At 41.7% G+C, this 12,509-nt stretch carries 7 protein-coding genes; 3 read left to right on the forward strand and 4 right to left on the reverse strand.

The window, feature by feature from the left end:
* Positions 1 to 527 precede the first annotated feature (527 nt).
* Genes ACYQ3L_RS26700 through ACYQ3L_RS26710 form a run of 3 tightly spaced genes read left to right on the forward strand, consistent with a single transcriptional unit; the run spans position 528 to position 5,215 of the window.
* The gene (locus ACYQ3L_RS26700; protein ID WP_379994226.1) at positions 528 to 2,474 is read left to right on the forward strand and encodes an ABC-F family ATP-binding cassette domain-containing protein; all 1,947 of its coding nucleotides are present in this window, start codon (positions 528 to 530) and stop codon (positions 2,472 to 2,474) included.
* Positions 2,475 to 2,493: 19 nt separating this feature from the next.
* The gene (locus tag ACYQ3L_RS26705; protein ID WP_379994227.1) at positions 2,494 to 3,159 is read left to right on the forward strand and encodes a GDSL-type esterase/lipase family protein; all 666 of its coding nucleotides are present in this window, start codon (positions 2,494 to 2,496) and stop codon (positions 3,157 to 3,159) included.
* A gap of 10 nt (positions 3,160 to 3,169) precedes the next feature.
* Positions 3,170 to 5,215, forward strand: a complete 2,046-nt coding sequence (locus tag ACYQ3L_RS26710; protein WP_379994228.1) for a M13 family metallopeptidase — start codon at positions 3,170 to 3,172, stop codon at positions 5,213 to 5,215.
* A 686-nt stretch (positions 5,216 to 5,901) separates the two neighbouring features.
* Here the strand turns inward: ACYQ3L_RS26710 and ACYQ3L_RS26715 are convergent.
* From ACYQ3L_RS26715 to ACYQ3L_RS26730, 4 genes are all read right to left on the reverse strand, one after another.
* Positions 5,902 to 8,577: an AsmA family protein gene (locus ACYQ3L_RS26715; RefSeq protein WP_379994229.1), complete on the reverse strand. Its 2,676-nt coding sequence runs from the start codon at positions 8,575 to 8,577 to the stop codon at positions 5,902 to 5,904.
* 311 nt (positions 8,578 to 8,888) lie between these two features.
* The gene (locus ACYQ3L_RS26720) at positions 8,889 to 9,782 is read right to left on the reverse strand and encodes an RsmD family RNA methyltransferase (protein WP_379994230.1); all 894 of its coding nucleotides are present in this window, start codon (positions 9,780 to 9,782) and stop codon (positions 8,889 to 8,891) included.
* Positions 9,783 to 9,784: 2 nt separating this feature from the next.
* On the reverse strand, positions 9,785 to 10,852 hold the full coding sequence (locus tag ACYQ3L_RS26725; RefSeq protein ID WP_379994231.1) for a hypothetical protein: 1,068 nt from the start codon (positions 10,850 to 10,852) through the stop codon (positions 9,785 to 9,787).
* A 120-nt stretch (positions 10,853 to 10,972) separates the two neighbouring features.
* On the reverse strand, positions 10,973 to 12,478 hold the full coding sequence (locus ACYQ3L_RS26730) for a helicase HerA-like domain-containing protein (RefSeq protein ID WP_379994232.1): 1,506 nt from the start codon (positions 12,476 to 12,478) through the stop codon (positions 10,973 to 10,975).
* Positions 12,479 to 12,509: the final 31 nt, after the last annotated feature.

Genomic DNA, 12,509 nt, shown 5'->3' on the forward strand with positions numbered 1-12,509 from the left:
ACGGGTAAACAAGATACGGATTATACAGCTAACTGTAAAAACTGTTACCTATGTTACTTTTTAACTATATATTGTAAATATAGGTTAACACAAAGCGGTCTTTGAAATGATTATTGTTAATGAAGAGTGGAAAAGGTTACAATTGAAGAGACAGAAAGAGTGTTACCTTTTAGTAAGTAATAAGTTTTAAGTAATAAGTAAATAGATACGAGTAAACAAGATACCAGATACGAGTTGATGACTGTTAACTGTTTACTGTTAACTGATATATCTGTTACCTTTGTTACTTTTTAATAAAAGCCTCAGTGAGACTCAGTGTCTTCTCAGTGGTTCTCAGTGTAACATAAAAAAACTGTTACTTTTGTTACCTTTTAACAAGTAACAGCAATCTTGTTGCTTCGGCAAACATTGTTTGGTATATTGACGATCAGCATATTTTTATTTTCCCAAATAGCTTATTTAGCCCTGTTTCTATTTAGCTATCAACAAAATTCCCTACTTTTGCATAGATTTAAAATATATTAATTGTGATTTCAGTAGAAGGACTTACGGTAGAATTCGGAGGATTTACCCTCTTTGATGATATATCGTTCGTAGTGAATAAAAAAGACAGGATTGCCCTTGTGGGGAAAAACGGAGCGGGTAAATCTACCATGCTCAAAATATTTGCAGGATTGCAACCACCTACACGAGGCAATATCTCGTATCCCAAAGATATAACAATCGGCTATTTGCCCCAACATATGACCCTCAAAGAGGGGAATACGGTTTTTGAAGAAGCATCCCTGGCTTTCGAACATATTCAGAAAATGGAAGCCGAACTGGAGTATGTCAACCAACAACTTGCCGAAAGAACGGATTACGAATCGGAAGCATACCATAACCTGATAGAGAAATCAGCCCATCTGAACGAACAGTTTCTGATGTCGGGCGGAAATAACTTTCAGGCTGAAATAGAGAAAACTCTGACCGGTTTAGGTTTTAACCGTACGGATTTTACCCGCCCCACCAGCGAATTCAGCGGAGGATGGCGTATGCGTATAGAACTGGCTAAGTTGCTGCTTCAACGACCGGAAGTTTTACTCCTCGACGAGCCGACCAACCATCTGGATATAGAATCCATTCAATGGCTCGAAAACTTTCTGGCAACCCGTGCTAATGCCGTGATTCTTGTTTCGCACGACAGGGCTTTTCTGGATGCGGTTACACAGCGCACGGTGGAAATATCTCTCGGGCGTATTTACGATTATAAAGTCCCGTATTCTAAATATGTGGAACTGCGCAAAGAGCATAGGGAACATCAGATGCGTGCTTTCGAAAACCAGCAGAAACAGATACAGAAGACCGAAGAGTTTATCGAACGTTTCCGTTATAAGGCAACAAAAGCCGTACAGGTACAATCGCGAATCAAGCAGCTCGATAAAATAGAGCGGCTCGAGGTGGATGACGAAGATAATGCCATGCTGAATCTGAAATTTCCACCGGCTCCCCGTTCCGGTTCGTATCCCGTGATAACTGAAAATGTGGAGAAGAGTTATGGCGATCATCTTATATTCAGGGATGTGACCTTCACTATCAACAGAGGGGACAAAGTCGCTTTTGTAGGTAAGAACGGAGAAGGTAAATCTACGTTGGTAAAGTGTATCATGGGTGAAACCGACTTTAAAGGAAAATTGGAGCTGGGGCATAATGTAAAGATCGGTTATTTCGCCCAGAACCAGGCTCAATTGCTCGATGAGGAGAGAACCGTGTTTGAAACAATAGACTATGTTGCTGTGGGCGATATTCGTACTAAAATACGGGATATACTCGGCGCTTTTATGTTTGGTGGCGAAGCCTCTGATAAGAAGGTGAAGGTCCTTTCGGGAGGAGAACGCAGCCGTCTGGCGATGATCCGCTTATTGCTAGAACCTGTAAACCTGCTGATCCTGGATGAGCCTACCAATCACCTCGATATGAAATCGAAAGATGTCCTGAAAGATGCATTGAGGGAATTTGAGGGCACCGTGATTGTTGTATCGCACGACCGTGATTTCCTGAACGGTTTGGTGGATAAGGTATATGAATTTGGCAACCGGCAGGTGAAAGAGCATCTTGGAGGAATCTATGAGTTCCTGCAACGCAAAAAGATGGATAGCCTTAAAGAACTGGAAGTGTCGGCGAATGTCTCTTCCAGAAATGAGGAGCCGGAGAAAATAGCGGAAGACCCTGTAAGTAAGCTTTCTTATGGGGAACGTAAAGAGTTGAGCCGCCAGATAAAGAGAATAGAAAAACAAATCTCGGATATTGAGCATACAATTGAGAACAAAGAAAGCGAGATAGCAGATATTGAAATGAAACTGGCTACGCCCGAAGGTACGGCTGATACTTCCCTTTTCGAGAAACACGGGCAACTGGCAAAGGAACTGGAGAAGGATATGATCCGGTGGGAGGAACTGACGGTGGAACTGGAGAATATGAAGAATAATACTTAACCTGATAATAAGATTTACTATGAGAACCAATTTGCTGATATTATTGTTATCACTATCGGCCTGCGTGATGGGGCAGGAAATTAAAGAGAATATTTTGGATAATCAGATTTATATAGACCGGATGGCCGTATTTAAGGCCAATCCCCTGGAACACGGGCAGATCGTATTTCTTGGCAACAGCCTTACCCAAGCAGGGAAATGGGAAGAATACTTTCCCGGAATGAATGTTGCAAACCGGGGCATTGCCGGCGATAATGTGTTCGGTATGCTGGGGCGCCTGCGAGAGATAATCGACGCCAAACCGATGAAACTCTTTCTAATGGCGGGAATCAATGATATTTCGTTAGGACGTTCGAATGAAAAGATAATGGTCGGCATCAAATCCCTCATTTATCAGGTAAAAAGCGGAAGTCCCGATACGCAGATATTTGTACAGAGCCTGCTACCTATGAATAAGGATGTCTGCATGTATGAACGGATGAGGGGTAAGGAAAAGCAGATCGAAGACCTGAATAAGGAAATCCGCAGGTTCTGCAAAGAAGAATCCATTACATTTATAGACCTGTACCCGTTCTTCCTTGCAAAGAAACGTTTGCTGAATGCCGGATATACGGGTGACGGGCTTCATCTGAATGATGCGGGTTATGCCGTTTGGAAAGAACAATTACAATCATATATCTATTAATTTATAACAAATGAGAACAATTTATTATTTACCGATTGCTGTTCTCGCCTTTGCTTCCGTCAGTTGCAAAGACAAGACAAATACTCAGACGAACGTGGAAGTGAAAAGCTTTGATATTGCCAATCTGGATACTACAGCTATCCCCAGCAACGATTTTTATCAGTATGCTACAGGCGGATGGGCAAAAGCCAATCCGATAAAGGATGAATATGCCCGTTACGGCTCTTTCGACCAGCTGGCAGAAGAGAACCAGAAACAAGTGAAAGGTCTGATTGAAGACCTGGGAAAGACAGAGCATAAACAAGGTTCTGTAGAGCAAAAGATCGGAGACTTGTTTGCTATCGGTATGGATAGCACAAAGCTCAATGCCGATGGGGCAAAACCTATTCAACAGCAGCTTGACGCGATTAAAAAAGCAGCCAGTACAGCGGATATCATTAAGTTATCCGGCGAATTGAGGAAATATGCAAGCTCTCCTTTCCTCGCTCTTTATGTGGGTGCCGACGATAAGAACAGTGCGATGAATATCGTTCAGCTATATCAGGGTGGACTGGGACTTGGCGAACGTGAATATTATGTTGCTACCGATTCCACTTCTGTTGCTATCCGTAAAGGATATAGCGATTTGATCCGGATACAGTTTGTAAATGCAGGGTATGCAGAAGCCGATGCGGTAAAAGCTGCCGATGCAGTTCTTAAAATAGAAACGGCTTTGGCTCAGGACCACTTCAAGAAAGAGGATACCAGAAAGCCTGAACTGAACTATCATAAGATGAAAGTTGAGGAACTGAACAAATCCGTTGCCAACTTCGACTGGAAAGCATTCTTCGATGCTGCCGAGGCGAAAGACTTTACTGAGATCAATGTGGCTCAGGTAAAACCGGTTGCTACAGCCGTAAAACTTATCCAGACACTACCTCTTGAAGAATCGAAAGCATATCTTTCGTGGTGTGTGATCGATGCCGCGGCTTCGTATCTGAGCGATAACTTCGTAAATGCCAATTTTGACTTCTATGGTAAACAACTAAGTGGCCGTAAGGCATTACAACCCCGCTGGAAGCGTACGGTAAGCACTGTCGACGGTGCATTGAGCGAAGCTGTGGGACAAATGTATGTTGCTAAGTATTTCCCTGCCGAAGCCAAAGAAAGAATGGTGAAACTGGTGAAAAACCTGCAAGTGACTTTGGGTGAGCGTATCAACAACCTCACATGGATGAGTCTTGAAACGAAGCAGAAAGCTCAGGAAAAACTGAATGCTTTTAATGTGAAAATCGGCTATCCGGACAAATGGAAGGACTATACAACCCTCGAAATCAAGAAAGACGAAAGCTATTGGGCCAATATGGTCAGGGCTGAACAATTTTCTTATAACGAGATGATTAAGAAAATCAATAAGCCTGTGGATAAGGAAGAATGGCATATGCCGCCGCAAATGGTGAATGCATATTACAATCCTACGACTAACGAAATCTGTTTCCCTGCCGGTATCCTGCAACCTCCGTTCTTCTATCTGGATGCTGATGATGCTGTAAACTACGGGGCAATCGGTGTTGTTATCGGTCACGAGATGTCTCATGGCTTCGACGATCAGGGTAGCCAGTACGATAAAGCAGGGAACCTCGCAAACTGGTGGACAGCAGACGATTCCAAGAAGTTTACCGAAAGAGCGCAAGTACTTGTCCAACATTTCAGCAGGATAGAAGTCCTACCGGGCGTATTTGCCAACGGTGAATTTACACTGGGAGAAAATATCGGTGACTTCGGCGGCCTGCAAATATCCTATAATGCATTCGAAAAGACTGATGAAGCTAAAGCTGGTGCCAAAATAGACGGCTTTACCCCTGCCCAGCGTTTCTTCCTTTCCTATGCTGGTGTATGGGCTGGTAATATCCGTGATGAAGAAATACTCCGCCGTACCAAAATGGACCCTCACTCATTGGGAAAATGGCGTGTAAACGGTGCTCTGCCACATATCAATGCATGGTATGATGCATTTGGTATTACAGAGAAAGATTCCTTGTTCCTTCCTAAGGATAAACGTGCAGATATCTGGTAACTGATTTTTTAATGTGCTGATGAAATAATGTGCCGATATGCCAATGAGTAAATCCGGAAATTAGCAAATTGCCTGATACCGGAACTTGTATTCATTGGCATATCGGCATATTTGACAATTGGCACATTACTTCTAATTCTTAGTCAGGTCTTTTACTGTTTTCAGTCAACAGTGAGCAGCCTGCTAACCCGTAACTCGTAACTTTCAAAAAAAGGTAACAGATATATCAGTAAACAGTTACCAGTAAACAATTAGAACTCCTTTATACTTACTACTTGTTAAAAAGTAACATAGGTAACAGTTTTTACAGTTAACTGCAAATAACTCATATCTTGTCTACTCGTAACTTGTAACTGCCCTAGGGCGAAGAAATAACATTCGCCGAAGCGAAGGCGAGGCAAACTTGTAACTGTTAAAAGGTAACACTCTTTTTCTCAACTGTAACCTTTTCCCCTCTTCATTAACAATAATCATTTCAAAGACCGCTTTTAGTTAACCTATATTTACAATATATAGTTAAAAAGTAACATAGGTAACAGTTTTTACAGTTAACTGTAAATAACTCATATCCCGTCTACTCGTAACTTCTCCAATATATAGATAAACATAAGGGAATCCCATTACAAAAAAAGAGGCGCTTTAGCAATTGCTAAAGCACCTCTCTGAGCAAGATATATATTCTGTCTTTATTCTGTGGTCGCAGCCGTTTCGCCTTCAATTTTCTTGATTTGCTCTTCGGCTTTGTTCCTTAGGTTTTGAGCCTGTTTTTCGGCCTCATCCACCAGCTTCTTTCCGGCGCCTTTTGCTGCAGCTTTTGCGAGAACATTACTGCCCGCTTTAGCTACCAGATTATCAGATTGCTTTTGTGCTTCTTCTACGAGTTTTTTGGCGGCATTGTCTGCTTCAGCCCTGATTTTTTCTATCTGCTTAGCTTTTTCTTCCGATAAGGAAGTTGCAGTACCGTCACTATTCTTTCCGCCAAGCAGGCCGCTGACAATTGACGATGCGGCATCGGTTACCAGAGCTTTGGTGTCCACTCCGATTTTAGGACTGGAGAAAGTACCGCCGATAGTGATAGGCACATTGTTGATATAATTATTTGCCAAGGATTTAGGCAGGGTTACAGTTCCTTTGTAATTGATACTTTGGTCGAGTCCGGTAGAACCTTCCAGTTTCATCATACCTCCGTTTCCGATATTTATATTGAATGGCTTGGTAATAATCTGCCCGTTATCGATATTGAACGGCAGATTCAAATCTTTCGGGGATATAGACTTCAGCGCGTCGGTTTTCAATGCGGATGAAAGGGCTGTAAGTGCGGCTACATTCTCTACCTTTACATCGCTTGTCTGTAAAGCGCCGCTACCGGTAAGACTTGCAAGGGTTTGCATGATGGATTGTCCCAGTGAAGTATTGAATTTCAGATTCATGGAATATGTACCGATCAGGCTTTCGAAGATAGGGGCGAATTTCTGGATTGATTCCACCGATTTGAATGTTTCTGCAAATGATACTTTTGACAACGCGATGTCAAAATCTACTTTCGGTGTTTTAGGGTCGGACGTGTTATATGACCCGTTGACCTTAGCGGAACCGCCCAATGCGTTGGCACTGACGTTATTCAGCGTCAGTATTCCGTTCCTTACAGTCATGTTGCCCGCCATATTTGTAATGTTCATTTTGCCATATACGATTTGGTTAAGGACAGCACTTAGTGTGAAATCTATATTCTTAGGGATAATGATGTCTTCTGAAGTCGCCGATGTGCTATCTGCCGTGGCTGTACCCGATGTTTCGCTGCTAATGAAGTCGTTGGCATTCAGATAATTTGATTTTATATTCAACTGGCCTTTCAGTGTCTGGTCTTTCAGCGCATAAGCGATAAAGTTTTCCAGGCGGCCGTTTGCCGAGATGTCGTTCTTGCCGATTTTTACTTCCAGCGAAGGTAGATTTACATAACGCGGGGTAAACTCGAGGGATGCATTGTTGATCAATACTTCCGGCATATCGGTAGCTTTGTATGCCATATTATTTAATTCCAGCTTACCGGTTGCCGATACATTTTCATATTGTTCTTTTTCTATAGCCGACATTTTTGTGGCCAGATTGATGTTGGCTGTGATTATACCATTCAGTTCCGTACCTTTTTCCAAAGGATACACTTCCTTTATCATACCCAGATTGATTGTACCGTTGGCATACGCTTTCAGGTTAGGATCACTCATCGGGGTGGTAATATTCAGGTTTCCGCTGAACGGATTTCCTCCCAGATTGAAGCTGAATTTGCTGATGTCGATAATCATATTATCCAGCGAACCGCCTTTACTGTTTATATTCACTGCCACATTGATGTCGTTCACCGATTTTGGTAATGACGGATACTGGAACATAGCATTGCTTATACCTATCTTCACATCGAAAGCAGGGTAATTCTCCCCTTGCCAAAGCCCTTTGATATAGGCGTCCAGAGTCGCTGTCCCCGATGTTTTCACATCTTTGAAGTCGGCTGTGTACATGGCCGGAACAAGGGAGAGTATATCTTTGAATTGTGTGTCGGGAGCATTCAGTTTCAGGTCAAAATCCATATCCTCATAGTTTTTGCCCTGCATTGTAAACCATCCGTCGATAGAGGCTTTCAGTTCGTTTAACCTGATTTCACTCTTGTCGAATGTGAACTTCATATTGTCGAAATTCGCGTTGATGGTAGCGTCCGCATTTCCTTTTACTTTGTTCAGGTAAGGGATGCCGTCCATATAGAATGAAATTTCACTGATCTCGGAGGTCGTTTTTATCGTTGTTTCGCTGGCAGAGAAATCACCGGATATTTCACCGCTCCATTTGTTGAGCACGAGTTTCATTTTTGTGGAATCGTTCTGATAAACTATGTTACAGTCATTCACTGTAATTCTTTTCAGATTCAGGTTAAACGGAGTACTGTTTTCAGCCTGGGCACCAGCCGCAGTAGAATCCGTTTTCATTATATCATAATTGGTACGGCCGTCGGCCAGCACTTTCGCATATACGGAAGCCCTGTCCAGATTGATTCTGGAAATCTTGTAGTTACTTCCGAAGAGGCTCATCAGATCGATAGTCACGCTACCAGATTTAGCCTGTATTAGTGTATCTTTCTCGAAATCACCGATACCTGTAATGCTTGCGTCTTCGAGAGATAATGTGGCATTGGGGAAATTGGAAAATAAATTGAGACCGAAATCTTTAATATCTACTTTGGCATTCAGTTGTTCGTTGGCAACGTTGAGTACCGCGGTTTTAATTTTGTCCTTAAACAAAAAAGGTATTGATATCATTGCTATTATAATGACTATCAACACTACGCCAATAATGGTTAATACTTTCTTCATAATTCATTGATTTTTCGTAATTTGTTCTGTTTGCATATTTAGAGTATGTTTAAATTCTGACTGAATATTTTATTATGACTTTCTTTCCGTTCATTTTTCATTTCTTTTTAGCTGTTTTTTCTGTTCACTCAGCTCATCAAATAATCCGTTATTATGGTTTCGCGAACGAAAAAACATGTCAAAAATAACTCTAAAAATTGGAACGAATAAAATTTAAACAGACTCTTATAATATAACGGAAAGTTTTTGTGTTTGTTTTAAGGCCGGTTTAAGTTTCGTTACAAAATTTCTTGACGGATTAAAGCAAGACCTTACTTTTTAAATCGGGCATATACGCTTAGTGGAAGATTTTTTCCCGATTTTTCCGGCACAATCAGTTCGCCGAACTGGCAGTCTTTCACATCCGGAAAATAATCTTTTATCAGATTCTCAGCGATGACAGCCGAGAACCCCATCGAATAAAGATTGAGTATAAGGAATGAATCTTTTTGCGCTAATAGTTCCCGGCATAACTGCATCAGTTCGGCAATATTCTCTTCCAGTATCCATTTTTCCCCGTCGGGTCCGCGTCCATAAGCGGGAGGGTCAAGTATTATACCGTTGTATTTCTTTTCACGCTTTACTTCCCTGCGACAGAATTTAAGGGCGTCTTCTACTATCCAGCGAATATTATCCAGTGCTGAAGCTTCCATATTTTCACGCGACCATGTAATCACCTGCCGCACCGAATCCACATGTGTTACATCTGATCCGGCACTTTTAGCGGCGATAGAGGCTCCGCCCGTGTATGCAAAGAGATTGAGAACTTTAGGTTCCTCCACTTTCATTGCTTTGATTGTATCGTAGATGAAGTTCCAGTTTTCAGCCTGTTCGGGAAATATGCCGACGTGCTTGAATGAGGTCAGCCCCAGACGGAATTTAAGGTTCATTTCCTTATACTTATAATTGATGAACCACTGGTCAGGCATTCCTTTTTTTTGAGTCCACACGCCTTTATCGTTACCATCCTGGGAAGTTTTTCCTTTCTCCCTTTTGAATATGGCATCCGGCATATTTTCCCATTCTTTTTCCGATAATGATTTGCGCCATACGGCTTGTGGTTCGGGGCGGCGTATAATGTATTTGCCGAATCGCTCTAACTTTTCATATTCTCCCGAATCGATCAGTTCGTACTCGATCCAGTGCTGAGGTTGTAATAGTTGCATATTCATTTTTTTCGGTATAGCCTGATTTTAAACGCCATGTCAAAACTGATCTGGTGTTCGTAACAAAATCTTTTTTCCATAATGGAATTTAACCGTACAAAGGTAGGTTTATAAATAATACCAAATGTAAATGAATTGAAAAAATAAACGTATCCATTAAGCACAAATCCCACAGCTGCATATTTCCGTTCCTGATCCTGCCTCATTATGCCTAATCTTGTATAATAGTCTGTGTCTGTGTTTATCAAAGTATTTTTATTGTTATGATATTTGGTTGCCCACCAATCTGTATATGCATAACTTATACCATAGCCCAAAGAAAAAGATTTGTACTTATGGTTATTGGAAACAGTGATGTGATATATATTAAATCTTTCTGTGTCGTTATAACCTATATCCCATCCGCAACCGAAAGGGATATCTCCTCCCAGTGTGGCACTTGTCGTCAGATTAATGAATTTATTATTATTGTAATAATAATCAAAACCCGCAGCGAAACCCAGGCCGGAACCTCTCTCCATATACAGGCCGGGTGTTAGCTTTAGTATTGTATAGCCCGGATACAAAAAAGGGGAGGAAAGGTTGAGATAGAAATCGCCTTTTTGGGCAAAGTTTTCTTTACTAAAATATTGTTTCTTTCTTTCAGGTATGGAAGACCTGTATTTATGTTCATATCTGGATTCATAATTTTTTCTTACAAAATCTAATCTGTCTCTTTGGGTTGCGCTAATAACTCTGTTTTTAATTAAAAACAAATTCAGGCTGTCATCGAACAAGAGTAGCCTGGCATCGTAAAAATCGGATATTTTAGGATTTACGCTTATTTGTTTTTTCAGGCCATTGTTTTTTATTATAAACCGTAAAGAGTCCTCATTTCTGGGAACCCTCATTTTTATGCTGCCATACTCTTTTTCTTTCTCCGTTTTTATTGTATCCGATTTATAGATAATTTCTGCCGGATTTTTAGTATATACGAATATATCGACATTCTTTTTTTTCAGGATGGATGCACAAGATGGGAAAAACAGGCAGGTTGACAGTATTATTCCTATTAAAAAATATTTGTGCATAGTATATCGTTTTAGGTTATTATAGTAAACCACAATGAAATATCCTCTCTTATAAGAATAAGATGCCCGGAAGAGACAATTCGCTGCATTATCTCTGATTTTTATATCGTTTAGAAAATCTTATCTCTTCTTCGATGAACCTTTGAAGAAAGCACTAATAACCTGCTTTGCCAGGGGAACTACGACCGTAGTTGCTATTGCTCCCCAGAATTTCTTTTTTTGTGCAGCTTCCTGCCGTTCTATTTTTGCTTGTTCTTTCTGTATTTTTTCCTGTTCTTTTTGAGTTTTGGCATCCGCTTTTTCTTGTGCTGCCTGTTCTTTTTCGCTAAGGATGCCTTGCAGGCGTTCGGTAAGTATTTCGTAAGCAGATTGTCTGTCCTGTACCTGTGCGTAATGCCTGTACAGCAATGAACCGGCTATCATTTTCTTTCTGGTATCGGTATCGAGCGGACCTATCTGTCCTTCGGGAGGGAGTATATAAGATCTTTCCACCTGATTTGGCCGTCCCTTTTCGTCGAGGAAAGAGACTAATGCTTCACCCGTTCCCAGTTCGGAGATAGCGGTTTCCGTATCGAATTTAGGATTGGCACGGAAAGTCTGTGCTGCTACTTTTACCGCTTTCTGGTCCTTCGGCGTATATGCCCTGAGCGCATGCTGTACACGGTTACCCAATTGTCCTAATACAGAATCGGGTATATCGGCAGGCGTTTGGGAAATGAAATATATACCTATTCCTTTCGAACGGATGAGCCGTACTACCTGTTCTATCTTTTCCAATAATGCTTTGGGCGCATCTGTGAATAGTAAATGGGCTTCATCGAAAAAGAAAACCATTTTCGGTTTATCCGGGTCTCCTACTTCGGGCATTACCTCGAATAGCTTTGTCATCAGCCACATCAGGAAGGTTGTGTACACCCTCGGTGAATTCATCAGCTTGTCCGACGCAAGAATGTTGATTACTCCTTTTTCCCCCTCTGTTTGTATCAGGTCGTCGATATTTAGGTTAGGTTCACCGAAAAACCGGTCGGCCCCGTCATGTTCGAGTGTTATCAGCCCACGCTGGATGGCCCCGATACTGGCCGTCGATATATTTCCGTATGATGTTGTATATTTATTGGAGTTGTTCCCTACATATTCGAGAAGTTTTTGCAAATCTTTGAGATCAATTATTTCCAGAGACTCGTCTTTTGCTATCTTGAATATAATAGTCAGGATGGCAGATTGAGTGTCGTTCAGCGAAAGCAGGCGGCTAAGCAGCAGTGGACCCATATCGGCCACTGTAGCTCTGATAGGAGTTCCCTGTTCACCGAATACATCCCAGAACTGTACGGGGAATGCCTGAAATTTGAATCCTTTGTCAGCCAGATGGTATGACTCTACGCGTTGTACTACGCTATCCTTGTTCCCTCCAATGGCGGCAACGCCGGATAGGTCGCCTTTTACGTCGGCGGCAAAAACAGGTACACCCATTTTGCTGAATGTTTCCGCCAATGTTTGCAGGGTAACGGTTTTCCCTGTTCCGGTGGCTCCGGTAATAAGCCCGTGACGGTTTGCCATTTTAGGAACCAGACAAACCTCTGCATCTTGTGATATGGCGATAAAAGCCCTTTTTTCGTTGTCGAACATCGGATTATTGATTTAGATTTCAGAATAAGGT

The sequence above is a fragment of the Dysgonomonas termitidis genome (assembly GCF_054657735.1).

Excerpts from the sequence above, each read along its gene's own strand:
- ACYQ3L_RS26710 (WP_379994228.1), top strand. The coding sequence starts at position 3,170 with ATGAGAACAATTTATTATTTACCGATTGCTGTTCTCGCCTTTGCTTCC.
- ACYQ3L_RS26730 (WP_379994232.1), bottom strand. The coding sequence starts at position 12,478 with ATGTTCGACAACGAAAAAAGGGCTTTTATCGCCATATCACAAGATGCA.
- ACYQ3L_RS26725 (WP_379994231.1), bottom strand. The coding sequence starts at position 10,852 with ATGCACAAATATTTTTTAATAGGAATAATACTGTCAACCTGCCTGTTT.
- ACYQ3L_RS26705 (WP_379994227.1), top strand. The coding sequence starts at position 2,494 with ATGAGAACCAATTTGCTGATATTATTGTTATCACTATCGGCCTGCGTG.
- ACYQ3L_RS26720 (WP_379994230.1), bottom strand. The coding sequence starts at position 9,782 with ATGCAACTATTACAACCTCAGCACTGGATCGAGTACGAACTGATCGAT.
- ACYQ3L_RS26715 (WP_379994229.1), bottom strand. The coding sequence starts at position 8,577 with ATGAAGAAAGTATTAACCATTATTGGCGTAGTGTTGATAGTCATTATA.